26 protein-coding genes are annotated in these 25,571 nt (G+C 64.1%); 7 read left to right on the top strand and 19 right to left on the bottom strand.

The annotated features are described in order from the left end of the window. Positions 1-192: 192 nt before the first annotated feature. Both ACB032_RS12885 and metB read right to left on the bottom strand, forming a co-directional pair. Positions 193-2,661 (bottom strand): bifunctional aspartate kinase/homoserine dehydrogenase II, encoded by a 2,469-nt coding sequence (locus tag ACB032_RS12885; protein ID WP_371138052.1) that lies wholly within the window; start codon positions 2,659-2,661, stop codon positions 193-195. Next, positions 2,661-3,824, bottom strand: a complete 1,164-nt coding sequence (gene metB / locus ACB032_RS12890) for a cystathionine gamma-synthase (RefSeq protein WP_139396787.1) — start codon at positions 3,822-3,824, stop codon at positions 2,661-2,663. The genes ACB032_RS12885 and metB overlap by 1 nt, the downstream gene beginning before the upstream one ends. 208 nt (positions 3,825-4,032) lie before the next feature. Here metB and metJ point away from each other — a divergent pair, with 208 nt between their 5' ends. From metJ to ACB032_RS12905, 3 genes are all read left to right on the top strand, one after another. Further along, positions 4,033-4,356, top strand: a complete 324-nt coding sequence (gene metJ, locus ACB032_RS12895) for a met regulon transcriptional regulator MetJ (protein ID WP_005308521.1) — start codon at positions 4,033-4,035, stop codon at positions 4,354-4,356. Between the two features lie 35 nt (positions 4,357-4,391). After that, positions 4,392-5,144, top strand: a complete 753-nt coding sequence (locus ACB032_RS12900) for a helix-turn-helix domain-containing protein (RefSeq protein WP_371138053.1) — start codon at positions 4,392-4,394, stop codon at positions 5,142-5,144. A gap of 84 nt (positions 5,145-5,228) precedes the next feature. Further along, complete coding sequence (locus ACB032_RS12905; RefSeq protein ID WP_016349351.1) at positions 5,229-5,567, top strand: tRNA-binding protein; 339 nt, start codon at positions 5,229-5,231, stop codon at positions 5,565-5,567. A gap of 73 nt (positions 5,568-5,640) precedes the next feature. Here the strand turns inward: ACB032_RS12905 and ACB032_RS12910 are convergent, their stop codons facing one another. From ACB032_RS12910 to nudE, 3 genes are all read right to left on the bottom strand, one after another. Then, on the bottom strand, positions 5,641-6,912 hold the full coding sequence (locus tag ACB032_RS12910; RefSeq protein WP_044799096.1) for an aromatic amino acid transport family protein: 1,272 nt from the start codon (positions 6,910-6,912) through the stop codon (positions 5,641-5,643). Positions 6,913-7,324: 412 nt separating this feature from the next. Next, a complete protein-coding gene (cysQ, locus tag ACB032_RS12915; RefSeq protein WP_011704554.1) occupies positions 7,325-8,137 on the bottom strand; it encodes a 3'(2'),5'-bisphosphate nucleotidase CysQ in 813 nt (270 codons plus the stop codon). A gap of 37 nt (positions 8,138-8,174) precedes the next feature. Next, positions 8,175-8,783 (bottom strand): ADP compounds hydrolase NudE, encoded by a 609-nt coding sequence (nudE, locus tag ACB032_RS12920; protein ID WP_016349349.1) that lies wholly within the window; start codon positions 8,781-8,783, stop codon positions 8,175-8,177. Positions 8,784-8,921: 138 nt separating this feature from the next. On the opposite strand from nudE, the gene yrfG reads away from it, so the two are divergent. Then, positions 8,922-9,590 (top strand): GMP/IMP nucleotidase, encoded by a 669-nt coding sequence (gene yrfG / locus ACB032_RS12925; RefSeq protein ID WP_371138054.1) that lies wholly within the window; start codon positions 8,922-8,924, stop codon positions 9,588-9,590. 169 nt (positions 9,591-9,759) lie between these two features. Here the strand turns inward: yrfG and tyrS are convergent, their stop codons facing one another. Next, positions 9,760-11,028 (bottom strand): tyrosine--tRNA ligase, encoded by a 1,269-nt coding sequence (gene tyrS / locus ACB032_RS12930; RefSeq protein ID WP_371138055.1) that lies wholly within the window; start codon positions 11,026-11,028, stop codon positions 9,760-9,762. Positions 11,029-11,183: 155 nt separating this feature from the next. Between tyrS and ACB032_RS12935 the strand changes: the two genes are divergently transcribed. Continuing rightward, entirely contained in the window at positions 11,184-11,999 is an 816-nt protein-coding gene (locus ACB032_RS12935) for a helix-turn-helix transcriptional regulator (protein WP_164927534.1), read from the top strand. 60 nt (positions 12,000-12,059) lie between these two features. Here ACB032_RS12935 and exeN read toward each other — a convergent pair whose 3' ends face one another. The 13 genes from exeN to exeC form a co-directional block, all read right to left on the bottom strand. After that, the gene (exeN, locus tag ACB032_RS12940; RefSeq protein WP_011704549.1) at positions 12,060-12,815 is read right to left on the bottom strand and encodes a GspN family type II secretion system protein ExeN; all 756 of its coding nucleotides are present in this window, start codon (positions 12,813-12,815) and stop codon (positions 12,060-12,062) included. Positions 12,816-12,876: 61 nt separating this feature from the next. Further along, positions 12,877-13,368, bottom strand: a complete 492-nt coding sequence (exeM, locus tag ACB032_RS12945; protein ID WP_016349344.1) for a GspM family type II secretion system protein ExeM — start codon at positions 13,366-13,368, stop codon at positions 12,877-12,879. Then, positions 13,365-14,549, bottom strand: coding sequence for a GspL family type II secretion system protein ExeL (gene exeL / locus ACB032_RS12950; RefSeq protein ID WP_244089516.1), 1,185 nt, complete (start codon positions 14,547-14,549; stop codon positions 13,365-13,367). Before exeL ends, exeM begins: the two co-directional genes overlap by 4 nt. 119 nt (positions 14,550-14,668) lie before the next feature. After that, on the bottom strand, positions 14,669-15,682 hold the full coding sequence (gene exeK / locus ACB032_RS12955; RefSeq protein WP_371138056.1) for a GspK family T2SS minor pseudopilin variant ExeK: 1,014 nt from the start codon (positions 15,680-15,682) through the stop codon (positions 14,669-14,671). A gap of 189 nt (positions 15,683-15,871) precedes the next feature. Further along, positions 15,872-16,501, bottom strand: coding sequence for a GspJ family T2SS minor pseudopilin variant ExeJ (gene exeJ / locus ACB032_RS12960; RefSeq protein WP_371138057.1), 630 nt, complete (start codon positions 16,499-16,501; stop codon positions 15,872-15,874). A gap of 68 nt (positions 16,502-16,569) precedes the next feature. After that, positions 16,570-16,929, bottom strand: a complete 360-nt coding sequence (gene exeI / locus ACB032_RS12965) for a GspI family T2SS minor pseudopilin variant ExeI (RefSeq protein WP_005308487.1) — start codon at positions 16,927-16,929, stop codon at positions 16,570-16,572. After that, complete coding sequence (gene exeH / locus ACB032_RS12970; protein WP_011704543.1) at positions 16,926-17,477, bottom strand: GspH family T2SS minor pseudopilin variant ExeH; 552 nt, start codon at positions 17,475-17,477, stop codon at positions 16,926-16,928. Before exeH ends, exeI begins: the two co-directional genes overlap by 4 nt. Then, positions 17,474-17,593 (bottom strand): prepilin-type N-terminal cleavage/methylation domain-containing protein, encoded by a 120-nt coding sequence (locus tag ACB032_RS12975; protein ID WP_017408947.1) that lies wholly within the window; start codon positions 17,591-17,593, stop codon positions 17,474-17,476. Before ACB032_RS12975 ends, exeH begins: the two co-directional genes overlap by 4 nt. A 47-nt stretch (positions 17,594-17,640) precedes the next feature. Further along, positions 17,641-18,072 (bottom strand): GspG family T2SS major pseudopilin variant ExeG, encoded by a 432-nt coding sequence (gene exeG / locus ACB032_RS12980; RefSeq protein WP_005308483.1) that lies wholly within the window; start codon positions 18,070-18,072, stop codon positions 17,641-17,643. Positions 18,073-18,260: 188 nt separating this feature from the next. After that, positions 18,261-19,481, bottom strand: a complete 1,221-nt coding sequence (exeF, locus tag ACB032_RS12985) for a GspF family T2SS innner membrane protein variant ExeF (protein ID WP_011704542.1) — start codon at positions 19,479-19,481, stop codon at positions 18,261-18,263. 1 nt (position 19,482) lies between these two features. Then, positions 19,483-20,988 (bottom strand): GspE family T2SS ATPase variant ExeE, encoded by a 1,506-nt coding sequence (gene exeE, locus ACB032_RS12990; RefSeq protein WP_016349336.1) that lies wholly within the window; start codon positions 20,986-20,988, stop codon positions 19,483-19,485. Continuing rightward, positions 20,988-23,021, bottom strand: coding sequence for a GspD family T2SS secretin variant ExeD (exeD, locus tag ACB032_RS12995; RefSeq protein WP_024943634.1), 2,034 nt, complete (start codon positions 23,019-23,021; stop codon positions 20,988-20,990). Before exeD ends, exeE begins: the two co-directional genes overlap by 1 nt. A gap of 21 nt (positions 23,022-23,042) precedes the next feature. Then, a complete protein-coding gene (gene exeC / locus ACB032_RS13000) occupies positions 23,043-23,891 on the bottom strand; it encodes a GspC family type II secretion system variant ExeC (RefSeq protein WP_301270965.1) in 849 nt (282 codons plus the stop codon). Between the two features lie 214 nt (positions 23,892-24,105). On the opposite strand from exeC, the gene hslR reads away from it, so the two are divergent. Together hslR and hslO are read left to right on the top strand one after the other, a co-directional pair. Next, complete coding sequence (hslR, locus tag ACB032_RS13005; RefSeq protein ID WP_016349333.1) at positions 24,106-24,504, top strand: ribosome-associated heat shock protein Hsp15; 399 nt, start codon at positions 24,106-24,108, stop codon at positions 24,502-24,504. Between the two features lie 108 nt (positions 24,505-24,612). Continuing rightward, a complete protein-coding gene (hslO, locus tag ACB032_RS13010; protein WP_024943636.1) occupies positions 24,613-25,497 on the top strand; it encodes an Hsp33 family molecular chaperone HslO in 885 nt (294 codons plus the stop codon). The last annotated feature ends 74 nt before the right edge of the window (positions 25,498-25,571 follow it).

Here is a 25,571-nt window from a genome sequence, read left to right on the forward strand (position 1 = left end):
CGGGAGCAATGCCCGTTCATGCTACATGTGCAAGTCCGGTTATTACCTGACTCTTGCCAGCAACCTGTTGAAGAAGCTAAAAAACGGGCCGCTTACGGGATAGGCACATCAGCCGGCAGACCTAAAAACCTGGCGCTAAACAATAAAAAGAGGCGCCACTGGCGCCTCTTTGACTGAACGGCTTGTCCGCTGTTACAGGCTGGCACAGATCTGCCAGAGGTCGTACTGGATGGCGGCGGCCGTCACTTCCCGACCGGCGCCCGGCCCCTGGATCACCAGCGGGTTGGTGCGATAGCTGTCACTCTCGATGGCGAAGATATTGTCGCACGGCAGCAGATTGGCGAACGGGTGGTGGGGCTCCAGCGCCTCCAGCCCGACCCGCGCCTTGCCGTCATGCTCGAAGCGGGCGACGTAGCGCAGCACCTTGCCGACCCGGCGTGCCCCTTCGAAGGCGGTCTGGATCGGGTCATCCAGATCCTTGAGCCTGTCCATAAACTGATCCGTGCTCACCTTGCGCAGGGAGACAGGCACCAGGTTCTCCAGCTCGATGTCGGCAGAGTCGAGCTCGAAGCCCGCCTCCCGCGCCAGAATGAGCAGCTTGCGCCGCACATCCTGGCCGGAGAGATCCTCACGGGGATCCGGCTCGGTCAGGCCGTGCTGCCACGCCTCGTCCACCAGCTCGGAGAAGGGACGACTGCCGTCATACTGCTGGAACAGCCAGGAGAGGGTGCCGGAGAAGATGCCGGAGACCCCCTGAATACGGTCGCCGCTCTGGCGCAGCATCTGGATGCTGGACTGGATCGGCAGCCCAGCGCCCACGGTAGCGTTGTAGCGCCACTGCACCTGATGGTCGCGGCAGGTCTGCTTGATGCGCTGGTAGAACTCGCTGTCGGCGGCGCCGGCAAACTTGTTGGCAGCGATGATGTGAATGCCGAGCTGGGCAAAGTCCGGGTAGTAGCGGCTCACCGTCTCGCTGGCGGTCATGTCCAGCGCAATCAGGGTATCGAAGCCGTGCTGCTCCAGCTGGGCCAGCAGCTCGGGCCAGATCAGCGGCTTGGGGTTGAAGTTGTCCTGCACCTTGAGCGGATCCAGCCCCTCTTCATCGAGCAGGCCCCCTTCCGAGCTGAACACCCCGTAGAGGGTGAGCGCCAGGTTCAGTTCATGCTCGAGCCGCGCCTTCTCGCGGGCATAGAGGTTCAGCCAGTGGCCGCCGATGTTGCCCTTGCCGAACACCACCAGACCGACCCGGTTCGGGCGGCTGAACAGGGCGCTGTGCAGGGCGATCAGCAGTGGCTCCAGCACCACCTGGCGCAGCACGGCCACCAGACTCAGGCCGTCTTTGGCCACCTGCACGAACTCCAGCGGCTGATCCGCCAGCAGCTGGTAGAAGCGGTGGCACTGCTCGGCGTTGTCGGTGACGCCGGCCCCCACCAGCGCCACCAGGCTGTAGCCTTCGCGCTGGATAAGACCGGTGAAGCTGCCCTGCAGCTGGAAGTCGCGCAGCAGCTCGAACGCCCCCTGCGCCACCTCGAGGGTGTAGGCGAGGCGCAGAATCCGGCGATCTGGCTGGCGCTGCAGGGTGAGCGGGTTGAGGCGATGGCGGGCCAGATGGGCCTCGATGGTGGCCACCGTCTGTTCATAATGGGTCTGCGGCAGCACCTTGAGCTCGATCAGGGCGATCTGATCCACCGAGGAGACGATGCGGGCGCCGCCGGAGCGGGGGGCACGGCGCAGAATGTGGGTGCAGCCCTCGTCCGGGTTGTAGCTGCAGCGCAGGGTGAGCCGCTGGCGGCTGTCGGCCACCGGTTGCAGGGTGCGCGAGTGCAATACCGAGGAGCCGAGGCGGGCCAGCTCGTTGGCTTCGGCCAGGCTCAGGCGCTCCAGCAGGCGCGCTTCTTTCACCCGGCGCGGGTCGGCGCTGTAGACCCCGGCCACGTCGCTCCAGATGGTGGTGGATTCGCCGTCCGCCAGCAGGGCCAACAGGCTGGCGCTGTAGTCGGAGCCGTTGCGGCCGAGCAGCAATGAGCGTCCCTCCATGTCGGCGGCGATAAAGCCGGTCACCACGATGCGCCCGGCGTGTTCCGCCAGCCGCGCCTTGAGCAGTTCGCTGGACAGCGCGGTATCCACCTTGACCAGAGCACCATCCTCGGCGCGCAGGAAGCTGCGGGCATCGAGCCAGATGGCCTTGTCGCCGCGACTGGTGAGTAGGGCCGCCAGCAGGCGCGCCGACCACACCTCGCCAAAGGCGAGCAGGCCGTTGCGCTCGAAGCGGTCAAACTGTCCCTCCAGGGTCTTGGCGATCAGTTGCATGTCGTCGGCCAGCTGCTGGCTCAGCTCGAGGTGGAGTTCCCCTTCCAGCAAACCGTCGATCAAACTCTGCTGATAGGCCTGCAGGGCCGAGATGGCCTCGCCGGCGGCTTCATCGCCAGCTTCGGCCAGCTCCACCAGCTGGATCAGCCGGTTGGTGGTCTTGCCGGCGGCGGAGACCACCACCAGCTCTCGCCCGCCCCCCTGCTGCTCGGCTTGTTGTTCGAGAATGCTGGCGACCCGGCGATAACAGACCGGATCCGCCAGACTGCTGCCACCGAATTTGTGGACGTGACGTCGCTTCAAGCCTGCTTCTGTTGCCACCGCGATCTCTCCTTGTTGCTGCTGTTCCATTACTTCGCCACCTGCTGTGCCTGTGCAAACGCTGCGGCCAGATCGGCCACCAGATCCTCACCGTGTTCGATACCGACCGACAGCCGCAGCAGTTGGCTGCTGATGCCTGCCGCCTGCTGGGCGGCCGGGGTCATGGCCCTGTGGGTCATGCTGGCCGGATGGGCCACCAGACTCTCTACCCCGCCGAGGGATTCGGCCACCGAGAAGAGGGTGAGGGCCGCCAGGAAGGCGCGAATGCCCGCCTCATTGCAATCGAGCTCAAAACTTAGCATGGCGCCGAAGCCGGACTGTTGACGGCGCGCAATATCGTGGCCCGGATGGCTCGGCAGGCTGGGGTGATAGATGCGTTTGACCAGCGGCTGCTGCTGCAGGAAGGCGAGGATGCGGTCGGTGTTCTCCTGATGGGCGCGCAACCTGGGGGCCAGGGTGCGCAGGCCGCGCAGGGTGAGGTAGGAGTCGAACGCCCCGGAGGTGAGCCCCAGACAGTTGGCCCACCACACCAGGGAGTCGGCCAGCTCGGGTTCCTTGGCGATCGCCACCCCGCCCACCACGTCGGAGTGGCCGTTGATGTACTTGGTGGTGGAGTGCACCACCAGATCGGCCCCCAGCGCCAGCGGCTGTTGCAACAGCGGCGAGAGGAAGGTGTTGTCCACCGCCACCTTGGCGCCCGCCGCGTGGGACGCCTCGGCGATGGCGGCGATGTCCACCACCCGCAGCAGCGGGTTGGAGGGGGTTTCCACCCACACCAGCGCCGGCTGCTGGGCCAGTGCCTCGGCCAGTGCTGCCGCATCCCCCTGATCGACGAACTGCACCCGGTAATGGCCCTTGGCCGCCAGGTACTCGAACAGGCGCCAGGTGCCGCCGTAGCAGTCGTGGGGGGCGATCAGCAGATCCCCCGCCTTGAGCAGGGCGGTGGTGACCAGATGAACGGCCCCCATGCCGGTGCCGGTCACCACGGCGCCGGCGCCCCCTTCCAGCGCCGCCAGCGCGTCCGCCAGATTGGTGCGGGTCGGGTTGCCGGAGCGGGCATAATCGTATTGACGGGGCTCGCCAAAGTCGGCAAAGGTGTAGTTGCTGGAGAGGTAGATGGGCGGCACCACGGCACCGTGTTGCTGGTCAGTCTCAATCCCGGTGCGCACTGCCTGGGTGGCCTTGTGGGTCATGTCACTCTCCTTGATGTCTCTTCACACGCTGGCATGCTGTTTCTGCCACGCGCCATCCCGCCATTGCGGGCTCATGGTGAACCACACTACGCCAGCTTAAAAAGGCCGTCAACACTTCTAGACGTCTAAATGGCTTTGCTGTTGGATTGCCATTAAATTCCTTAAGGGTTAAAATCCGCGCTCACGGCTAAATGAGAACAGGTGGATCATGGGTACAGAGTGGAACGGCGACTACGTCAGCCCCTACGCGGAACACGGTAAGAAGAGCGAACAGGTCAAGAAGATTACCGTCTCGATCCCGCTCAAGGTGCTGAAGGTGTTGACCGATGAACGCACCCGCCGTCAGGTGAACAACCTGCGTCATGCGACCAACAGCGAGCTGCTCTGCGAAGCCTTCCTGCACGCCTTCACCGGTCAGCCGCTGCCCTGCGACGAAGATCTGCGCAAGGATCATCCGGACAGCGTCCCTGCCGAGGCGCGTGCCATCATGGAAGCGCTGGGCAAAGAGATCGAAGATTTCGACGCCGAGTAATCCAGCAGCAGATGCCAGACAGCAAACCCCCTTCGATGACGCGGCCCCAGGCCGCGTCATCGCTATCCGCCCCTTTCAGCCTGCGTCGCTACCAGAGCGACATCTGCAGCCACAGCCACGACCATGCCCAGCTGGTGATCCCCCTCGACGGTCCCATCGAGATCGAGGTGCAGGGCCAGGGGCGGCGGCTCGCGCCCGGCTTTGCCTGCATCATCGCCCCCGGTGAGCGGCACGACTATGCCGCCGATCCGGCGCTCTCGTTTCTGGTGCAGGAGAGTCACTGGCTGCCCGGCGAGCTGGGCGAGCGCCCCTTCATCGAACTGGACCAGGCCCAGCGCCACTACCTCGCCTTCCTGCACCGCATGGTGGCCGAGGGGCGCCACGTGGCCGGCATGGAGCAGGTGTGGCTGGGTCTGCTGGCAGAGGCGCAGCAGGCAGGCTCGCGCGGCCGTGCCCGCCTCGCCCCGCGCATCGGCAAGGTGCAGCGCCATATCGAGGCTCATCTCGCCGGGCCCCTCAGCAACGAACAACTGGCCGCCATCGCCTGCCTCGGCCAGAGCCAGTTCAAGCACGCCTTCCAGCAGCAGGTGGGGATGAGCGTCTCCCACTACATCCGGGCGCGGCGCATGGCGCTGGCGCGTACCCTGCTCGCCCACACCGCTCTGCCTGTCGGCGAAATAGCCAGCCGCTGCGGTTACCAGAATCAGGGGGCCTTCGGCGAGCGCTTCCTGGCCGAAACCGGACTGACCCCTTCCCGCTGGCGCCAACAAAACGGCCGCTTGCCGTAACCGGGCGGCTGTTTGCCGAAGACGGCGCAGGTGGTTTCGAGGCATGCTGAGGCTCATGCAAGGTATGGGCAACGAGGAGCCAAGATGCAGACCATAAGCTGGCAGGATTTCGAGATGGTGGAGCTCAGGGTGGGCACCCTGGTGCGGGTCGAGCCCTTCCCCGAGGCGCGCCGTCCGGCCTACAAGGTGTGGGCGGATTTCGGCCCCGAGCTCGGGGTGCGCAAGAGCAGCGCCCAGATCACCGACCTCTACCAACCGGAGGAGCTGGTGGGCCGCCAGATCGTCGCCGTGGTGAACTTCCCCCCCAAACAGATAGGCCCGATCCAGTCGGAGTTTCTGCTGACCGGCTTCTACCGGCCGGACGGCGCGGTGGTGATCGCCATCCCCGAGCAGGCGGTGCAAAACGGCGCCAAGCTGGGCTGACGCCACCACCGGACCGATACAAGAGAGGCGACCCTGGGGTCGCCTCTCTTTTTTTGCGGCTGGTTGCTCGCCGTTACTTCAGCAGGCTGAAGATCAGCGCCGACACCGCCAGCGAGCCGGTCAGCAGGATGAAGCCGTTGGCCCAGCGGTGGCGGAAGCGGGCCAGCGCCTCCACCTTGTAGATGGCCACCACCGGCATGATGAACAGGATCATGGCGATCACCGGGCCGGAGAGGGTCTCCATCAGTCCCAGGATCCCCGGGTTGATGATGGCGGCGCCCCAGATGGAGAAGAACATCAGGGCGATGCCGAGCCGGTCTGCCTTGGCCAGCGACAGGCCGGTGGGCTTGGCGATCAGGCTTTTCAGGCTCTCGCGGGCGCCGAGGAAATGGCCGAGGAAGGAGGAGCTGATGGCGATGAAGGCGATGAGCGGCCCCAGGGTCACGATCACCGGGTTGTCAGTGATGTTGGCGAGATAGGAGAGCACCGAGACGTTCTGGGCCTTGGCCTCGGCCAGCTGGGCCGGCGAGAGGCTCAGCACGCAGGAGAAGACGAAGAACAGCACGAAGCCCACCAGCATGACGGTGGTGTTGCGCAGGATCAGGCTGCTCTTGGCTTCCGCCTGCTCGCCGTACTCCCGGCGCTGCACGTTGGCAAAGCCGGAGATGGCGGCGGCGTGGCTGAAGGCGAACACGGTGACCGGCAGCGCCAGCCAGACGGTATTGAGGAAGCTGCCGCCCTCCAGGCTGCCCAGCTGCGGCCACTGCCACTGGGGGATCAGGTAGCAGGAGAGCGCCGCCAGGATGGCCGCCAACGGATAGACCATGACGGCAAAGGCGCGCAGCATCGCCTTCTCGCCGGCCAGCATCACGGCGATCATGGCGAACACCAGCAGGCCGGAGAGCATCACCCGGTTCGGGGCATCCATGCCGAGCTGATTGATCATGAAGCTCTCCACCGTGTTGGTCAGCCCGACCCCGTAGATGAGCAGGATCGGGAAGATGGAGAGGAAATAGAGCGCCGAGATGAGGCGGCCGGCCATCTTGCCGAAGTGCTCCTGGGCCACCTCGGTGAAGTCGGCGTGGGGGCGCGAAGAGGAAAGCACGAAGCGCGCCAGCCCCCGGTGGGCCAGGAAGGTCATGGGACCGGCCAGCACGGAGACGATGATGAGGGGCCAGATCCCGCCCAGACCCAGATTGATGGGCAGAAACAGGATGCCGGCGCCGACGGCGGTGCCAAACAGACTGATGACCCAGTGGGTGTCGTGGCGACGCCAGGGGGTGGCGCTGACGGTGGTGGAGCAGGAACCGGACAGCTCCTTGGTGACGTCTACAGATAAACTCATTACTAATTCACTTTTTGTCAGTGTTTTAATCTGAGTTCATTGTGGTTTATCGGGATTTAATACTCAAAAATCCACCCTGAAACATATCACTACCATTACGGGCTTCAGCCAGTGAGATTGGGAATGGAATCGGGATCACATAAATGAGTAAAACTTAATTTAGTTAAAAACATGAAATTTAAAACCAATTTTTCACTCTTGGTCAATTTTTTATTTTGGCCAAATGATCGTTTGCAGAATTACCTGAAAAATCGTGCCATTCCGCTGCCCTCTCTTGTGATGATTCACTGTCATTCCCGCGCTTTGCCAGCGGATATTTCTGTTCATCCCCGATGAAACCAGCGGATCACACCATGCAATCAGGCGGCCATGGGGCCGCCTGATTGCCGTCAATGATGACCTGTTCACCCGCTCAGTGCGCCAGAATGCTGCCCCAGGCGAGATCCGGATCCCCCATCACGATGAAGTCCGGGTTCTCCAGCGACTCCGTCTCGTTGTAGCGCAGCGGCTGCAGCGCCAGGCTGAGGATGCGGCCACCGGCCGCCTCGACGATGCACTGGGCGGCGGCGGTGTCCCACTCGCCGGTGGGGCCGAGCCGCACGTAGCAGTCGGCCGCCCCTTCCGCCACCAGGCAGGACTTGAGCGAGCTGGAACCGAGCGGGATCAGCTCGTAATTGATGGCCGGGTTGAGACGGCGGGTCAGGTTCTCCAGCTTCTGGCGACGGCTGATGGCCACCACCAGCGAATCGGGCTGATCGTGCTCGTGATGCATGGCACTGATGGGGTGCACCTCGCCGTTCGCCTCCTTGAAGGCGCCATGACCGCGCACCGCCCAGTAGAGCACGTTCGACTCGGGGGCATAGATGACGCCGAGCACCGGCACATTGTCCTGCACCAGAGCGATCAGGGTGGCGAAGTCGCCGCTGCCGGCGATGAACTCACCGGTGCCGTCGAGGGGATCCACCAGCCAGTACTGACGCCAGTTGGCGCGCTGGCTGAAGGGGATGTCGGCCGCCTCTTCGGTCAGCACGGGAACATGGGGAGTGAGCGCCGACAGCGCCTGTTTGAGGTAGGCATCGGCAGCAAGATCGGCACTGGTGACCGGGGTCGCATCCTCCTTCAGCTGACGCTCGAACTGACCGCCGTGATAGATTTCGTGAAGGATCCGGCCCGCTTCGCGCGCGATCTCCTTGACCCCCGGCACCCAGGCCAACAACTCCTGCATCTTGTTATCCTCTGTATTCAAACTGCCCGTCTGCGGGCTACTCTGCCTGCTCCGCCAGCCAGCGTTGGGCCAGCAGCAGCGCACTGATGCTGCGCGACTCGGTGAAGTCGGGTCGCGCCAGCAATTCGTCGATCCGGTTCAGCGGCCAGGGGATCACCTCGAGGGGCTCGGGCTCGTCCCCCACCCGCTGCTCGGGGAAGAGATCCCGCGCCAGCAAGATGTCCATCCGGCTGGAGAAGTACCCCGGCGCCAGCGACACCTGCTTGAGCAGGGTCAGGCTGTTGGCGCCGAAGCCCGCCTCCTCCATCAGTTCCCGGTTGCCCGCCTCGAAGGCATCTTCACCCGGGTCGATCAGCCCCTTGGGAAAGCCCAGCTCGTAGGAGTGGGTACCCGCCGCGTACTCGCGCACCAGCAGCAGGGTGTGGGCATCAAACAGCGGCACCACCATGACGGCACCCCGGTTGCCGCCACGCATCCGCTCGTAGACCCGCTCCTCGCCGTTGGAAAACTTGAGGTGGAGGGACTCCACCTTGAACAGCCGGCTCTCGGCCACGATCTCGGCCTTGAGGATCTCCGGCTTGCTCTTGTCGTGCGCCATGGTGTCGACGCTGAGGTGGACGGGTTTGCGTTGGTGGAGGTCACTCATCGGGGCTGGCTGCTCGTTAAAAAATCGTGTTTCAAGAGTAAACGACTCCCCTCTCGAACACCACGGGGCAAGGGTGGGAAAGCGGCGGTAAAAATCCGTTATAATGCCCGCCCGTTTCGACCCGACCACCGAGGCCTCATGCCGACCCCACTGCCCTGGCACCAGATAGACACTGTCCTGCTCGATATGGATGGCACCCTGATCGATCTCCATTTTGACAACCACCTCTGGCAGCAGCTGGTACCCGAGCGCTATGCCGAGCGACTCGGCCTGCCGCTGGCCGAGGCCAGAGTGCAGATCGAGGCGCACTACCAGGCCGTCAGCGGCACCCTCAACTGGTACTGCGTGGATTACTGGAGCGAGACCCTGGGGCTCGACATCCGTGCCCTCAAGCAGGAGATCCTGGCCAAGATCCAGTGGCGGCCCCACGTCATCCCCTTCTTGGCCGCCCTGCGGGCCGCAGGCAAGCAGCTGGTGCTCTTCACCAATGCCCACCCCGCCAGCCTGTCGGTGAAGGATGCCCAGCTGGGGCTGGCCGGCCACCTGGATCTGATGGTGAGCACCCATGAGCTGGGCTGGTCGAAGGAGAGCCAGCACTGCTGGCAGGCACTGGCCGGGCGGCTGGCGTTCGACCCGGCCCGCACCCTGTTCGTGGATGACAGCGAGCGGATCCTGCGCGCCGCCGCCGACTACGGCATCGGTTATCAGCTCGCCATCCAGAACCCGGACAGTTGCCAGCCCGAGCAGCACATCACCGCCTTCCCGGCGATCCGCGATTACGCCGAGTTATTGCCGCTGGCCGTGTAAGCCGAGAGGCAGGGGAGCATCTGGGCAATCAGGCACCGCCTCCCCCATCCCTTCCGCGATTATGCCGAGTTATTGCCGCTGGCCATGTAAGCCAACAGGGCTACAAGGCTCTCGAACTGATGGATAAACAAAAGGGCTGCCCAGGCAGCCCTTGTCGATCCCGGGTCGCTCACCCCTGCCACATCACCAGCCGGTACTGTTTCTTGCCCCGGCGCAGCAGCAGGTAGCGGCCGAACAGCCGGTCAGCCGTGGTCAGTTGCTCATCCCGGCGGATCTCGCCGTTGAGGCTGATGGCGCCTGCCGCCAGCAGCTCGCGGGCGATGCGCCTGGAGTTGGCCAGACCGCTCTCCACCAGCAGGGTCACCAGGCTGGTTTCCCCCTCGATTCGGCAGCTTGGCATGCCATCCTGCGCCAGCTGGGCCAGATCGCTCTCACCAAGACGGGCCACCTCGCCGCTGAACAGCAGTTCGCTGATGCGCTGCACCGCTGCCAGCGCCCCCTTGCCGTGCACCAGCTCCGTCAGCTCGTCGGCCAGCACCTGCTGAGCCAGCTTGCGCCCTTGCCGCTTCGCATCCTCCGCCTCCAGCGCCTCAATCTCGGTCAGCGGCATAAAGCTGTAGTAGCGCAGGAAGCGGTAGACATCCTCATCCGCCGTGCCGAGCCAGAACTGGTAGAAGGCGTAGGGTGAGGTGAGCGCCGGATCGAGCCAGACCGCGCCCCCTTCGGTCTTGCCGAACTTGGTGCCGTCGGCCTTGGTGATGAGTGGCAGCGTCATGCCATACACCTGTGCCTGATGCAGCCGCCGAGTGAGATCCATGCCGCTGGTGATGTTGCCCCACTGGTCGTTGCCGCCGATCTGCAGGGTGCAGCCGAGCCGCTGGTTGAGCACGGCGAAGTCCTGGGATTGCAGCAGGGCGTAGGAGAACTCGGTGAAGGAGATGCCCTGATCCGGGCGGGCCAGCCGCTGGCGCACCGATTCCCGGGCCAGCATGGCGTTGACCGAGAAGTGCTTGCCAATGTCGCGCAAAAAATCGAGGGCGGACATCTGCCCCATCCAGTCGGCGTTGTTGACCAGCAGCGGCGCCGCCAGCCCTTCGCTGGCCGGCAGCAGCGCTTTTATCTGGGCCGACAGGCTGGCCACCCAGCCCTGCACCGTTTCGGCACTGTTGAGGGTGCGCTCGCTTGCCTTGAAGCTGGGATCGCCGATAAGGCCGGTGGCACCACCCACCAGCGCCACCGGGGTGTGGCCCGCCAGCTGGAAGCGGCGCAGCATCAAGAGCGGCACCAGATGGCCGATGTGCAGGCTGCCAGCGGTGGGATCGAACCCGCAGTAGACGGTGCGCGGGGTGGCAAGATGGTCAGCCAGCGCCACCGGGTCGGAATTCTGGGCCACCAGGCCACGTCGGGTCAGCTCATCGAGCAGGTGGGGGTTGATCATGGGTTCTCCAACAGCAGGGGGAAAAGCCCACATCCTCGCCGCTCTGGCGTGCGCCGAATATGTCCCCCAGGGGACAGTTTTGCCACTCTCGTGCTAGCATCCGGCTATCGTGTGACCATCGCGGGGAGCCTGCCCGCCACCCGGAAGCCATCGCCATGAACCAGACACTTGCCACAGATGCCCTGACCCGCAGCATGACCGAGGTAGTCGATGCCCTGCACGGCAGTGCCTTTCCGGCGGCACTGGTGCGCCTGATCCAGCAGCAGGTGGCGTTCGACTGCGCCCTGCTGCTCGGGGTGGGGCAACGCCCCGTCTACCTCTACGACAACCTGCATCACCAGCGGGCGCTGCTGTTCGATCGCTACCTCACCCGCCACTTCAGCCAGGATCCCTTTATGCAGGCGCTGGAGCAGGGCTTGCCTGCCGGGGTCTGGACCCTGGCGCAGGTGTCGCGCGGGCGGCTCGACCCCGAGTATCGCCACCACTTCTATCAGGCCACCGGCTGGCAGGAGGAGGTGGGGCTGATCCTGCCGGTGCGCGGCGGCCTCACCCTGATGCTGTTTCTGGGGCGGCTCGACAAGCGCAGCTCCCTCAGCCGTGACGAGCTGGCCCGGCTGGAGGCGCTGTTTCCACTGGTGCATTCGCTGTGCCGCCAGCACTGGCGGGAGGAAGCCGCCCTGCTGGCCCAGAGCCCGATGCTACCGGGTGGCGCCGATCTCAAGGCGACGGTGGAGCAGGCCATCGCCAGCGTGGGGGGGGCGAGCCTCACCCGCCGCGAGCGTCAGGTGGCGGGATTGCTGTTGCAGGGGCTGGATACCGAGGCCATTGCCGGTACGCTCGGCATCGGCAGCGGCACGGTGAAGAATCATCGCAAGCATCTTTATGCCAAGCTGCACCTGCGCTCGCGGGCCGAGCTGTTCCGCTTCTTCCTCAATCACCTCATCACGGCGCCAGCCGGCACGCCCCCATAACGACACTACCCCGCCGGGGCGGGGTGGTGTTGATGCTTGCCAGCTCAGACAGCAAGGCCGTCAGATGCGGCCCTGGTAGCGCAGCGGGAAGCGCCCCTGACCATCGGGCTGGCCGAGGAAGGGCAGCCCCTGCTTCATCTGCTCCGGCAGATCGGGCCCGGGTTTCAACGTGCCCTGGAACAGGTACTGGCGATTGGCCTGCAGCTCCAGCTTGCCCTGCACCTGCACCGCCTCCGAGCCCTGCTTGAGCTCGGCCACCAGCCGGGAGTCGATGCAGGTCAGCTTGATCTCGGGATCCCCCAGCACCAGCTTGCCGGCCGGGGTATCGGCATCGGCCCCGTACCAGTAGAGGTTGCCGTAGAGGTTGTCGCACCAGGGGTTTCCCTGGGCAACCTGATCGAGCTTGAGCTGCAGCTGGCCAGCCACCGTCACCGGCACGGGCAGTTGCATCGGCACCCGCGCCAGCAGCCAGGGGGCCGGCACGTTGAGGGTGATGTCGCGGCCAAAGGCGGCGCCGCTCCAGCCAACCACCCCCTGCCCGTTGAGGCCGCTGCGCTCGCCAAAGCGCAGGGACACCTCAGGGGCAAAGCGCAGCAGCGACCAGCCGTTGAGCTCCCAGCGCAGCTGGGTCAGCGACTCGCTGGCGTATTGCAGGCGGGCAACCTGGCCGCTCCAGAGGGTGCCGCTCACCCCTTCCAGCTGTACCAGGGGCGGCAGCGGCAGGTAGCGCACCACCAGAGACGCCGGCAGCTTGGCCAGCAGGAAAACCAGATAGGCCGCCAGAAACAGCACGGCAATCAGCACTCTTTGCTTCATAGAAAACGACTCGACTGCAAACGCCCGCTCAGGCATATAGCCCTGCTCGGGACGCGTGGTTTCATTGGGGACGGCTCAGCTGCAAGCGGCGTACCTTGACCAGGCCGGGCGCCAGATTCTCGCGGGCCACCTCGATCACCTGCACCTGCACGCCATGGCGATCCGCCAGGGTCGCCAGCCAGATCAGCAGATCATCGAACGCCACCGTGTCGATCCACACCTGCAGCTCCTGGCCCTGGGGCTGCAACCGGGCAATCTTGATCTTCTGGTTGAAGGCAGTGCGGTTGACCACCCCTTCCAGGGTGCCGCTGGTATCGAGCTGGCGGCCCTGGCCACCCTGCAGCGCCAGCACCTCTTCACCCTTCTCTTTCAGCCAGGCGAGGGTCTGCTGCTGGCTCAATACTTGCCGCTCGCGCTCGTCGATACGGTTGCCGATGGGCTGCCAGATGACCCAGTAGCAGAAGCCGATCAACAGCACGCTGCCGCCCACCGCCACCAGCCGCTGCTCGCGGGCGCTGATGCCGCGCCACCAGCCTTGTAGTTTGTCCATCATGATGATTTACCCTTCAGCACCAGTGCCCCTTCAACCTTGCCTTCGGTGCTCCGCACCTCCCCCTGCTGCACCTCGAAGCGCTTGCCGGCCAGCTCGCGAAAACGCTCGATCTCGGCAAAGCCGGGAGCCGTCACCTGCAACCTGAGCTCGCCGCGAGCCGCGTCGAAACGCAGCACCTCGGGCTTGAGGCCGGGCACTTCGGCAAAGGTGGGGGCCAGCTCGGTCAGCACCATCAGCACCCCGTCCTGCGGCGTCTGCCCCAGTTGCTGGAGGTGCTGGGTCATCTGGCTGCGCACGTTGACGATGCGGCTCTCCCCCGGGAAGATCCGGGTGTAGACCTGCCGGATCTCCGCCTTGAGCGCCTTGTCCTGCTCCGTCAGCTGATAGAGCTGCACGCCGCGCTGGGCGAACGCCACCACTAGCAGCGCCCCGGCCACCACCGCCACCTTGCGCCACTGCTGCCAGTAGCGGGAGTATTCGGTCTGCGGCCGGTAGGGCCCCTGCAGCAGGTTGGCCTGACTGGTCAGCGCCCCCCGGGCCAGCAGCAGCATGGGCAGCTCGGGATCGGCCGCCTGCCAGCTGGCCGCTGCAATGGCCGGCGGCGGGGTATGGCTGTGAATGGTCACCGGCGCCGGCTCCGCCGCCAGCAGCATGGCCAGCAGCGGCTCGTCGGCGACGATGCCCTGACAGGGGCCCTGACGCAGCAACCACTCCTTGCCCAGCTGCAGCGCCGACCAGCCCTCGCTCGCCAGCGGCAGCGCCAGCACGTCCGGCAGCAGTTGCCGGCTCTTGAGACCGGCCTGCTCCAGCCAGCCGAGCCAGGTCTGCATCTTCTCCTTGTCGACCGCCATCAGGTCCACCTCGTGACCCTGATGACCCAGCACCACCAGGTGCAGCTCATCCACGTCGGAGGCGATTTGCTCCTCCAGCAGATAGGGCAAGGCGGCCGCAGACTGGCGGCTGTATTTGCCCGGCAGGCTCACCCGCCGGAAGATAAGATCGCTGCCGGGCACCAGCACCACCGCCGGGCGGCCACCGGCCCGCTCCTGCAGCTCGCCAAGGGCATGGGCCGAGGCCAGGGTACCGGAGGCGATCACCTCCTCTTCCCCACCCGACCACACCAGCCACTCGACCGGCTGCTGCGCATTGGTCCCCAGACGGATGACCAGACTCTCGCTCACTAATGTCTCTCCTGCCATGCTCGCTCGCATCCCTCGGGATGGGCGGGCGCGCAGCCATGGGCTGCAGTCCAATCGGGGGATGGCGCGGGCCGGCCAACGGCCGTCGCCCGCCTCCCTTGTTATTCGGCGCCGCCGTTCAGACGGCGCAGCATCACCAGCTTGTTGTCCTTGCCGCGCACGAAGACGCTCTCCAGCCGGGCGCGGGTGTCACCCACCTCGGCAATCAGCCTGGCCTCGAAATAGCTGCTCTTGACGTCCAGCGCCGCATCCAGCCCCTGGATGTTGCCCACCTGCACCGGCATCTGGTCCGTCATCTCCTTCTTGTTCTTCCACCCCTTCTGGGGGCGGCTGGTCAACACCCGCTTGGCATCGTCCAGCCCCACCTTGTCCAGATAGAGCGCCACCAGCAGGGCCGACTGCTCCGGCCGGATGGTGTTGACGTTCACCACCAGCTTGTCGTTGGGCAGGGCGCACACATAGGGTGCCAGCCGGGCGTACAGCTTGGCGCTCACCCCGCGCACCGCTCGCAGCTCGTCGGTGCCGAGCATCCACTGGTTGGCGGTCAGATAAGGGGGGGTGAGCCCTTCGTAATAGGCATCCTCGGCGCCGTAGCTCGACACCAGCACGGTATCCTTGTCGGTCCAGTCGCGGATGGCATCGGTCAGCTGCACCGCCTCGTAATCTTCCACCTCGAGCTGCTTGAGCAGCACCTTGAACACCTTGACCGGATAGGGCTGCTTCTTCAGATCGTCGCCGCTGATCCCGTCCTTCAACGGCACGCTCAGGCTGTTGAGGTTGAAGCAGGATTGCAGATCCCGCACCCGGCCGGTGAGCTTGCCGTCATCCACCGGGAAGACCGCATCCTGGCGCGCCCAGTTCTGCCCCAGGCTGACCACGTTGGGGTCGTCCTTGAAATCCTGTGCCAGCACCTTGCTCACCAGCGCCTCCGCCGACATGGCATACCACCAGGCCTGCTTGCCGGCGGTGAGGTTGGCGGTGCGGCGCAGCTCCAGTTGCAGGCGGCCGCTCATGTTGCTGGCGATGATCACCATCACCGACAGGATAAGCAGCACCACCAGCAGGGCCATGCCCCCCTGGCAGCCGGGGCGGGAAAAACGACGATCAGCTGCCATTTTCAGCCCTCTGGCCACCGGCGCCGATCAGAAACTGGCGACGTCGAATCGTGCCGTCATCCTCCGTGACGGACAGGGGAAAAGGACGATCAGTTACCATTCTCTGCCCTCTGACCACCGGCGCCGATCAGGAACTGGCGGCGTCGAATAGTGCCGTTATCCTCCGTGACGGACAGGGGAAAATGACGATCAGTTACCATTTTCTGCCCTCTGGCCACCAGCACCGATCAGGAACTGGCGACGGATGGTACCGTAATCTTCCAGATCCAGCTCCACCGCCAGCCCGTAGGGCAGTACGTTGCGCTGGGTCCACTCCTCTTTCCAGGTGCCCTTGTCGTAGAAATAGAGCCGCAGCGCCGTCACCCGCTCCAGCATCGGCTGGATGCGCGGCTCGGTGCCGATCACCGGATCCGGGTAGAGGTAGCTCAGCCGCTCCAGCTTGTGATCCTTGAGGCGCCAGCCAACCCGCTGCAGGCCGGAGCGCGGCAGCATGCCGTCCGGGTTGAGCCAGCCGCCGCGCATGAAGGCCATGCCCCAGTCGTCGCTCTGCTGGCCGAAGCGGGAGGCCGCCAGCAGCACCTTGTTGTTCTCGCCGTCGATGCGGCCGCTGCGCGGCACCATCTGGGTGATGTCCCGCTCCAGCACGGAGAAGGCCAGTTGCAGCTCGGAAAGACGAGCCTCCTTGCGCTTGGCCACCTCGTCGCTGGTGAACACCCCTTGCAGCACCTGATAGGCGCCCAGGCTCAGGCCGGCGAAGATGGCGATGGCCACCAGCATCTCCAGCAGGGTAAACCCCGCCTGACGCCGGCTTCGGATCATGGAGACTCGTTGGTGAATGTTCATCGGCTGATGCCGGCTCCGGATCATGGAGACACCTTGATGCAGGTTCATCGGCTGATATAGGTCCGGATCATGGCCACCGGGCTGTCGGCCTTGGGCGCGGTACGCACTTCCATGTCCAGCGCCTTGAAGTTGCTGTCGGCGGTAGCGACACCGCGATAGCGCCAGTACCAGGTCTGACCCGCCATCTGCTCGTCCCCTTCCACCCAGCTGTCACCGGGCCACTTGGCTTCGAGCTTCTGCTGCACCAGCTGGTTCTCCACCACCCAGGTCGCCAGGGTCTTCTGTTCCAGATAGTTGAGGCCGGAGAGGTGCTCGCTGGCGGTCTTCATCACCGCCAGCCCGGCGATGGCAAACACCGCCAGCGCCACCATGACTTCCAGCAGGGTCATGCCGCGGGCGTTCATTCCTCTTCCTCCTCGTCCTGCAGCAGACGCAGACGGCCGAACTCGTCCGCCTTGACCGTGCGCACATAGCGCAGATCGTCGTCCTGCTGGGTCAGGGTCAGCACGAAGGGGGTCAGCTCGCCACCAGGAAAGATGAACACCTGCGGCGTGCGTTCCTTCTCGTCGCGCCCCTTCTCGTACTTCTCGTCGGATTCGGTCCGCCAGCTGAAGCCCTCGAGCTCGATGGCCAGCCGCATGTTGTCGGGCAACTCGACCCGATCCAGCAGCTTGTCACCGCTCATCACCTGCCACTTGCGATCCTTGGCCGCGCGCTGCATGAACTGCCAGCTGTTGTCCTCGACACGCAGGCCCACCAGCCGGCCATCCATCACCGAGTACTCCTGCGCCTGCTGCAGCACGGCCATGAAGCGGCGCGCCTGCTTGTCGAGCTCTCTATCCCCCCTGGCGCCACCCATGCTGAGGGTGACGGCAGTGGCAACCAGCCCCATCAACATGGCGACCAGCAACACTTCCAGCAGGGTAAAACCGGCCTGGCGACTATGTTTCATGGCACCAGCCTCAACTGCATGGCAGTGGCCTCGAGCCGACCCATCAACATGGCGACCAGCAGCACTTCCAGCAGGGTAAAACCGGCCTGGCGACGGGCAGAAGAGGCCACCTTCATTCAGGCAGCCCCGAGATGACTCGGTGAGCGCGACGCGGCGGGATCACTTATTGGAAGTCCTTCAGGTTCCAGTTGCCGATGTCGTCATCGGTACCGGCTTCGCCATCCAGCCCCATGGAGAAGATGTCGATCTTGCCGAACTGACCCGGGCTCAGCATCTGGTACGGGTTGCCCCAAGGATCCTGCGGCAGGCGCTTGATGTAGCCCCCTTCGCGGTAGCTGCGCGGCTCAGGTGCGGCGGTCGGCTTGTTGACCAGCGCGTCCAGCCCCTGCTCGGTGGTCGGGTAGCGATTGTTGTCCAGCTTGTACATGTCGAGGGCGTTTTCCAGCGCCACTATGTCGGAGACCGCTTTCTGCTGGTCCGCCTTCTCCTTGTTGCCCATCAGGTTGGGCACCACCAGGCTGGCCAGGATCCCCAGGATCACGATGACCACCATCACTTCCAGCAGGGTAAAACCCGATTGACGACGCTTTTGCATGACTTACTCCCTCACGAAATGAGATGGCATGAACCATCAACGATTAACTGTTAAACCACGATCGCTCGATTGGACTGGCAGGTTCGAATAGCGCAGCGTATTCGGACACCCGAACCTGCAGATTCACCATGTTGTTGAGCTCGAGCGAGTTGACCGCGAGATCGACCGATGTCACCCGCCCGCCAGCATCACAAATTCACCATATTGTTGAGCTCCAGGATCGGCTGCAGGATCGACATCACGATAAACAGCACCACCCCGGCCATGGAGACCACCAGCATGGGTTCGAACACCCCGAGGGCGATGTTCACCTGGGTTTCGAACTCCCGATCCTGGTTGTCTGCCGCCCGCTCCAGCATGTTGTCGAGCTCGCCGCTCTGCTCGCCGGAGGCGATCATGTGCAGCATCATGGGCGGAAAAATCTTGGTTTCATCCAGCGACTTGCGCAGGCTGGTCCCCTCCCGCACCCGCTCGGTGGCCTCACCGATGCGCATGCGGGCAAAGTCGTTGGAGAGCACTTCGCCGGAGATCTTCATCCCCTCCAGCAGCGGCACGGCGCTGGCGTTGAGGATGCTCAAGGTGCGGGCGAAACGGGCGGTGTTGAGACCGCGGCTGACCCGACCGATCACCGGCAGCCGCAGGATCAGCTGGTGCCAGTGACGGCGACGCTTGTCGTCGGTCAGCCACCAGCGCCAGACAAAGCCGCCCACCAGCAGCAGCAACAGGAACCAGAGGCCGTAGTGCTGCATCAGCTCGCTGGTACCGATGAGGAAGCGGGTGGTGGCCGGCAGTTGCTGCCCCATGTGTTCAAACTGGGCTACCACCTTGGGCACCACGGCGGTGAGCAGGATGGAGATGACGCCGATGGCGACGCAGGTCAATACGATGGGGTAGATCATCGCCTGCAGCAGCTTGGTACGCATGTGTTGACGCTGCTCGGTATAGTCGGCGAGGCGGTTGAGCACCTTCTCCAGGTGACCGGACTTCTCGCCGGCCGCCACCATGGAGCGGAACAGCTGATCGAACACATGAGGAAAGGCCGCCAGCGAATCGGCCAGCGAATAGCCCTCCACCACCTTGCTGCGCACCGTGGCCACCATGCTGCGCAGGTGAGCCTTCTCACACTGCTCGGCGACGGCCTTGAGCGCCTCTTCGATGGTGAGCCCAGCCCCCACCAGGGTGGCCAGCTGGCGGGTGATCATCGCCAGCTCGGCAGTGCTGGCACCACGGCGGAACAACACGAAGCGGTTCGCCTCGCGCTTGGCCTTCTCGGTGGTCTCGTTCACCTCGAGCGGGGTCAGCCCCTGCTCGCGCAACAGCTGGCGTACCTGGCGGGCGGAATCCCCCTCCAGTACGCCGCTCTTGTTGCGTCCCTTGCCGTCGAGGGCCTTGTATTCGAATGCTGCCATCTCAGTCTTCCCGGGTCACGCGCAGCACCTCTTCGAGGCTGGTCTGCCCCTTGAGTACCTTGTCGATGCCGTCGCGGCGGATGCTGGGGGTGTGACCCCGGATCAGCCGCTCGATGGCCAGCTCGCCGCTGGCGCTGTGGATCGCCTCGCGCACCGCTTCGTCGATCACCACCAGCTCGTGGATGCCCGTCCGGCCGCGATAGCCGGTGTGGTTGCACTGCTCGCAGCCCACTGGCCGCCACACCTGCTGATCCGGCGCCAGCTCGATGCCCATGGCAATGCGCTCCTGCTCGGTGATGGGGCGCGGCGCGCGGCAATCGGGGCAGAGGGTGCGCACCAGCCGCTGGGCCAGTACCGCCAGCAGTGAGGAGGAGAGCAGGAAGGGCTCGATGCCCATGTCCCGCATCCGGGTGATGGCACCGATGGCGGTGTTGGTGTGCAGGGTCGACATCACCAGGTGACCGGTCAGCGACGCCTGCACCGCGATCTGGGCGGTCTCGAGGTCACGAATTTCCCCCACCATCACCACGTCCGGGTCTTGGCGCAGAATGGCGCGCAGACCGCGGGCGAAGGTCATGTCCACCTTGCTGTTGACCTGGGTCTGGCCCACCCCTTCGAGGTCATATTCAATGGGGTCTTCGACGGTCAGGATGTTGCGATCCCGCGAGTTGATCTCGGAGAGGGCCGCGTAGAGGGTGGTCGACTTGCCCGAACCGGTCGGGCCCGTCACCAGAATAATGCCGTGAGGCTTGCGAATGAGTTCGCTGATGATGTTGCGGTTGGCCAGCGTCATGCCGAGCTGCTTGAGCTCGAGCCGCACGTTGTTCTTGTCGAGCAGTCGCAGCACCACTCGCTCGCCGTAGCTGGACGGCATGGTGGAAACCCGCACGTCCACCGCTCGGCCGCCGATGCGCAATGAGATGCGGCCATCCTGCGGCACCCGCTTCTCGGCGATGTCCATCCGCGACATGACCTTGATGCGCGACACCAGCAAGGAGGCGAGCTTGCGGTGGGGACGCAGGATCTCCCGCAGCACCCCGTCGATGCGAAAACGGATCACCAGGGCCCGCTCGAAGGTCTCGATGTGGATGTCGGACGCTTCTTCTTTTATCGCCTCGCTCAACATGGCGTTGATGAGGCGGATGATGGGGGCGTCGTCGTCGGCGTCCAGCAGGTCTTCACTCTGGGGCAGCTCTTCGGCCAGCGCGAAGAAGTCCATCTCGTTGCCGAGATCCTCCATCAGCTGGCGTGCCTCGGAGGAGTCGCGCTGGTAGTGGGCCATCAGCAACTCTTCGAAGGCCTCGCCGTCCATCTGCTCCACCGTGAAGGCGCAGCCCGCCACCCGCCGCACTTCCAGCAGGGTTTGCGGCGTCACGCCCTGGCGGCAGAGCAGCACCGGGGCCCCCTGCCGCTCGGTCAGGATCACCCCGAAGTTGCGGGCGAAGGCAAACGGCAGCTCGGGCAGGGCTGCCGGCATGTCGACGCCATCCAGCTGGTATGCCGCCATTACTTGTTACCCACGAATGGCTGGGACCCGCCGCTCGTCTGCGGGGCCGACTGTGTCTGTTGGAGCTGCTTCTGCACCTCGGGCGACATGGTCACGCCCTGGCCGTACTCGGGCAGCACCTGGCGCTTGGGCGAGGTGAGGTAGCCCTCCTGCGCCGCCGCCTCCTGCTGCTCGGAGCGGAACTGGGAGTACTTGTTGCTGGAGATACCGCTGTAGACATCGGCATCACGCAAAATGGTCGGTCGGATAAAGACCATCAGATTGCGCTTGGAGGTCGAGTTGGAGGTCGAGCGGAACAGATAACCCAGCACCGGGATGTCGCCGAGCAGCGGCACCTTGGAAACCTTCTCCTGGGTCTTCTCGTCCATCAAGCCGCCCAGCACCACGGTCTCGCCGCTCTTCACCAGCACAGCGTTCTTGATGGTACGGGTATCGAAGGTCGGGCCCAGCGTGCTGGTACCGGGTGCCTGGGTCTGCGCCACGCTGGAGACCTCCTGCTCGATATTGAGCAGCACGGAATCCCCCTCGTTAATCTGCGGCGTCACCACCAGCTTGGTACCCACCGTCTTGCGCTCGATGGTGTTGAACACCTGATCGCTGGTGGTGGAGCTCTGGGAGCCGCTCTGCACCGGCACTTCCTGGCCGACGTTGAAGGAGGCTTCCTTGTTGTCCATGGTGACGATACTCGGCGTGGAGAGAATATCGTTCTTGGTATCGGTGGAAAGCGCCGTTACCAGCGCGGCCCAGTTGCCCTTGTAGAAGCCGGCCGCCATACCGTTGAAATCCTTGGCCAGCGAGGCCAGGCCGGTGGTGGTGCCGTTCTTCTGGTAATCCTTGGCCGCGATGGCCACCGAACCGATGGGCAGACCGGTATCGGTAAACTGGGTGCCACCGCCATTGGTGTTGGCCCACTGCACCCCGAGGTTGAGGCCGTCGCCATCGGCGATCTCGACGATGATCGCCTCCACCAGCACCTGGGCACGGCGGATGTCGAGCTTGGCGACCACCTGCTCCAGCTCGGCCATCACGTCCGGCTGGGCGGTGATCACCAACGCGTTGGTGGTCTCGTCGGCGGAGATGGCCAGCTTGCCACCGCCGATGCTGGCACCGCCACCGCCTGTGGTGGTGGCCGCGCCGCCCTTCTTGTCCGCCTCGATGCTGGAGCTGACGCCCTTGAGCACCTCCACCAGATCCTTGGCCTTGCCGTATTTCAGATAGAAGACCCGGGTGTTGCCCTGGCTCTGCAGGTCACGGTCGAGCTGGTGCACCATCTGGATGATGCGGGCGCGCGCCTTGGGCTCGCCGCTCACCACCACCGAGTTGGTGCGCTCGTCGGCCACCACCTTGGGTGCCAGCAGCAGGGAGGTGTTGCCGCCCTGATTGTTGCCATCCTTGTTGAGGTTGGTTACCAGCCGCACCATCTCGCCGGCGGAGGCGTACTTGAGCTTGACGATGTCCACTTCCTGGTCGCCCGCCTTGTCGACCCGGCGTACCACTTCCACCAGCCGATTGACCACGGCGGCACGGCCGGTGATCAGCAGCACGTTGGAGGGGTCGTAATGGACCACGTTGCCGCCACCGGCGTTGTCGTTGAGCTGGCGCAGCAGCGGCGCCAGTTCACGTACCGAGACGTTGCGCACCGGTACAACCCGGGTCACCATCTCGTCGCCGCTGCCGGGGTTGCTCTCGTCCACCACCGGGATGGCGGAGGTCTTGGCATCCTTGGAGCGCACCACCTTGAGCACGCCGTTGTCCATCGGGACCACGGCGAAGCCATAGACGTCGAGCACGCTCAGGAAGAACTGGTAGTACTGGTCTTCGTTGAGCAGGTCATAGCTGCGGACGTTGATCTTGCCGCGCACCGAAGGCTCGATGATGATGGTCTTGTTCAGGTTCTTGCCGACCGTGTTGATGAACTCTTCGATGTCGGCATTCTTGAAGCTGGCGGAATATTCGGTGGCCCAGGCAGAACCTGCCATCATCAGCGCCGCAGCCACGGTGGCCAGACGCCAGCCCTTCCCTTTATTTATCATTCTTGGTGCTACTCCAAATCATTATTCTGACAAGCCGACATAAACGTCGTAGAGCTGTCCTTGCCGCTCGACGGTGACGGTCATTTCCGTTGCGCCAGCCACCTGCTGCATCGCCTGCATGGCCTGAGCGTTATCCCGCAGATCCAGCCCATTGATGCTGACCGCCATGTCGTTGGCGACCAGCCCCAGTTGATTGAACAGTTCCGGATTGCTGCCCGGATTGAGGCGATAGCCGACCATGCGACCATCGACCCGGACCGGGGAAATATTGAGGTAATCGGTGATCTTGCCGGGGTTGCCCATCAGCTCGTTGCGTACCGAGGAGAGCTTGCCGTCCTGGTTGCCCGGCTTGGGCAGCGGCTTGCCGTACTCCTCCCCGTCCAGCATCAGGGTCTCGTCACGGCCGTCCCGCTCGATGATGACCCGATCCGGGAACACCTGGCGGATCTTGGCCTGGGTACCATCGATGAGATCACCGATGCCGTAGGAGTTCTGCAGCCCGTTGTGGGCGATGATGGCGATGGATTTGGCGGGATCCGAGCTCGCCAGCACGCCGTTGAGCTGGGCATTGAGCTGGGTCTTGGGAGCATCGGCTGCGACAACATCGGCCGCCTGGGCCTGCTGTTTGGCCTTGCCAAACAGTGCCAGCCGGCTGACGCCGCTCAGGTCGAGCCGGTTTGTACCCTGGCTCTGATTGGCGACCACCGACGGTTGCCAGGACTGGCTGACGGGCCGGCTGCCGAGATCCAGCAGACGCCAGGTGAGACCGGCACACTGGTGGGCCAGCAACAGCAGCAGAAGCCAGAACAGAGGCTGGCTAAATCGGGAGAGTGGCACGGTTTTACAACGGGCCAGAAGGGAGCTCAACAAGTCATCCCTGAACGGTAGCGTCATGTTTATCAATATTTTCTGGCATCCAAATCGGTTGGCTATTGTGTACGGCAATGGACCCAGAGACAACCGACCGGATGGGATGAAGCTGCGAAAATTGACATTCCGTCACACCATCAGCCCCCCTGTTTCTATCCCGGGGCCCGCCTCTGGTATAATCAGGCACCCCTTTCAGCCATTCCGGAGTCGATTCATGCCGAACCCCGCAGAAACCCCAGCCCTGGTCCGTCTCGACAAGTGGTTGTGGGCGGCGCGTTTTTACAAGACCCGCAGCCTGGCCCGCGACCAGATTGAAGGGGGCAAGGTGCATTACAACGGCCAGCGCAGCAAACCGGGCAAGCATGTCGAGGTCGGCGCCCTCATTCGCTGCTGGCAGGGCCAGGACGAACGGGAAGTGCGGGTACTCGAGGTGAGCGAGCAGCGCAAGTCCGCCCCGCTGGCCCAGCAGCTCTATGAAGAGACCGAGGCCAGCCTGAAAAAGCGGGCTGAAAACAGCGAGGCACGCCGCTTCAACAGCCAGTTTGCGCCAAGCCCCGAGCGTCGCCCCGACAAGCAGGAGCGGCGCCAGCTGATCAAGGTCAAGCAATATTGACCCGCCAAGATGGCCCTTTTATGACGACAGTTGCCGGAATAAGTTCCTAACCAGCTGTTTATTAATGTTTTTATCTATTTACCCCACCGAAGAACCCAGGAATGCATGATGAGTAACCAAGATCTCCTGTATCGCTATCTGTTCGAAGAGTACGAAGTCCGGGGCGAGCTGGTCCAGCTGGACCACACCTACCGCCACGTGGTTGAGGCCCAGAACTACCCGGTACAGGTGCAAAAACTGCTGGGTGAACTGCTGGTCGCCACCAGCCTGCTGACCGCCACCCTCAAGTTCGAAGGCTCCATCACGGTGCAGCTGCAGGGCAACGGCCCGGTACGGCTGGCCGTCATCAACGGCGACAACAACCAGCAGCTGCGTGGCGTGGCCCGCTATGAAGGGGAACTGCCGAGCGACGACAAGCTGCAGAGCCTGATCGGGGAAGGCCAGCTGGTCATCACCATCACCCCGGAGCAGGGTGAACGCTATCAGGGCATCATAGCGCTGGACGCCGACACCCTGGCTGGCTGCCTGGAGCACTACTTCGCCCAGTCCGAACAGCTGGCGACCAAGCTGTGGATCCGTACCGGCTACCACCAGGGTGAGCCGCGCGCCGCCGGCATCCTGCTGCAGGAGCTGCCTGCCCAGAGCGAGGATCACAGCGACGATTTCGAGCACCTGACCCAGCTCACCAGCACCATCAAGGATGAAGAGCTGTTCGGACTGGAAGCGGAAGAGATCCTCTACCGCCTCTACCACCAAGACAAGGTGCGGGTGTTCGATCCGCAGGCGGTCGAGTTCCGCTGCACCTGCTCCCGCGCCCGTTGCGAAGGGGCTCTGCTGCAGATAGAGAAGGAAGAGGTGATGGAGATGGTGCAGGAGCTCGGCAAGATCGACATGCACTGTGATTATTGCGGCGCCCAGTACCAATTTGATGGGATCGACGTCGAAACCCTGTTCAGCAGGGCTCCCGGTAATGATGCAAACAAGTTACACTAATTGAAGGCGGGCAAAACCCGCCTTTAACTTAAATAACAAAAAAATACCCTATTTTATAAAGTTTGATGGCGATC

It is taken from the genome of Aeromonas sp. S5(2024) (assembly GCF_041403025.1).
GTDB classification, from domain to species: domain Bacteria; phylum Pseudomonadota; class Gammaproteobacteria; order Enterobacterales; family Aeromonadaceae; genus Aeromonas; species Aeromonas hydrophila.

What these genes read in the sequence shown, in the direction of transcription:
- ACB032_RS12885 (WP_371138052.1), bottom strand. Translation starts at nt 2,661, where the DNA reads ATGGAACAGCAGCAACAAGGAGAGATCGCGGTGGCAACAGAAGCAGGC.
- metB (WP_139396787.1), bottom strand. Translation starts at nt 3,824, where the DNA reads ATGACCCACAAGGCCACCCAGGCAGTGCGCACCGGGATTGAGACTGAC.
- metJ (WP_005308521.1), top strand. Translation starts at nt 4,033, where the DNA reads ATGGGTACAGAGTGGAACGGCGACTACGTCAGCCCCTACGCGGAACAC.
- ACB032_RS12900 (WP_371138053.1), top strand. Translation starts at nt 4,392, where the DNA reads ATGACGCGGCCCCAGGCCGCGTCATCGCTATCCGCCCCTTTCAGCCTG.
- ACB032_RS12905 (WP_016349351.1), top strand. Translation starts at nt 5,229, where the DNA reads ATGCAGACCATAAGCTGGCAGGATTTCGAGATGGTGGAGCTCAGGGTG.
- ACB032_RS12910 (WP_044799096.1), bottom strand. Translation starts at nt 6,912, where the DNA reads ATGAGTTTATCTGTAGACGTCACCAAGGAGCTGTCCGGTTCCTGCTCC.
- cysQ (WP_011704554.1), bottom strand. Translation starts at nt 8,137, where the DNA reads ATGCAGGAGTTGTTGGCCTGGGTGCCGGGGGTCAAGGAGATCGCGCGC.
- nudE (WP_016349349.1), bottom strand. Translation starts at nt 8,783, where the DNA reads ATGAGTGACCTCCACCAACGCAAACCCGTCCACCTCAGCGTCGACACC.
- yrfG (WP_371138054.1), top strand. Translation starts at nt 8,922, where the DNA reads ATGCCGACCCCACTGCCCTGGCACCAGATAGACACTGTCCTGCTCGAT.
- tyrS (WP_371138055.1), bottom strand. Translation starts at nt 11,028, where the DNA reads ATGATCAACCCCCACCTGCTCGATGAGCTGACCCGACGTGGCCTGGTG.
- ACB032_RS12935 (WP_164927534.1), top strand. Translation starts at nt 11,184, where the DNA reads ATGAACCAGACACTTGCCACAGATGCCCTGACCCGCAGCATGACCGAG.
- exeN (WP_011704549.1), bottom strand. Translation starts at nt 12,815, where the DNA reads ATGAAGCAAAGAGTGCTGATTGCCGTGCTGTTTCTGGCGGCCTATCTG.
- exeM (WP_016349344.1), bottom strand. Translation starts at nt 13,368, where the DNA reads ATGATGGACAAACTACAAGGCTGGTGGCGCGGCATCAGCGCCCGCGAG.
- exeK (WP_371138056.1), bottom strand. Translation starts at nt 15,682, where the DNA reads ATGGCAGCTGATCGTCGTTTTTCCCGCCCCGGCTGCCAGGGGGGCATG.
- exeJ (WP_371138057.1), bottom strand. Translation starts at nt 16,501, where the DNA reads ATGATCCGAAGCCGGCGTCAGGCGGGGTTTACCCTGCTGGAGATGCTG.
- exeI (WP_005308487.1), bottom strand. Translation starts at nt 16,929, where the DNA reads ATGAACGCCCGCGGCATGACCCTGCTGGAAGTCATGGTGGCGCTGGCG.
- exeH (WP_011704543.1), bottom strand. Translation starts at nt 17,477, where the DNA reads ATGAAACATAGTCGCCAGGCCGGTTTTACCCTGCTGGAAGTGTTGCTG.
- ACB032_RS12975 (WP_017408947.1), bottom strand. Translation starts at nt 17,593, where the DNA reads ATGAAGGTGGCCTCTTCTGCCCGTCGCCAGGCCGGTTTTACCCTGCTG.
- exeG (WP_005308483.1), bottom strand. Translation starts at nt 18,072, where the DNA reads ATGCAAAAGCGTCGTCAATCGGGTTTTACCCTGCTGGAAGTGATGGTG.
- exeF (WP_011704542.1), bottom strand. Translation starts at nt 19,481, where the DNA reads ATGGCAGCATTCGAATACAAGGCCCTCGACGGCAAGGGACGCAACAAG.
- exeE (WP_016349336.1), bottom strand. Translation starts at nt 20,988, where the DNA reads ATGGCGGCATACCAGCTGGATGGCGTCGACATGCCGGCAGCCCTGCCC.
- exeD (WP_024943634.1), bottom strand. Translation starts at nt 23,021, where the DNA reads ATGATAAATAAAGGGAAGGGCTGGCGTCTGGCCACCGTGGCTGCGGCG.
- hslR (WP_016349333.1), top strand. Translation starts at nt 24,106, where the DNA reads ATGCCGAACCCCGCAGAAACCCCAGCCCTGGTCCGTCTCGACAAGTGG.
- hslO (WP_024943636.1), top strand. Translation starts at nt 24,613, where the DNA reads ATGAGTAACCAAGATCTCCTGTATCGCTATCTGTTCGAAGAGTACGAA.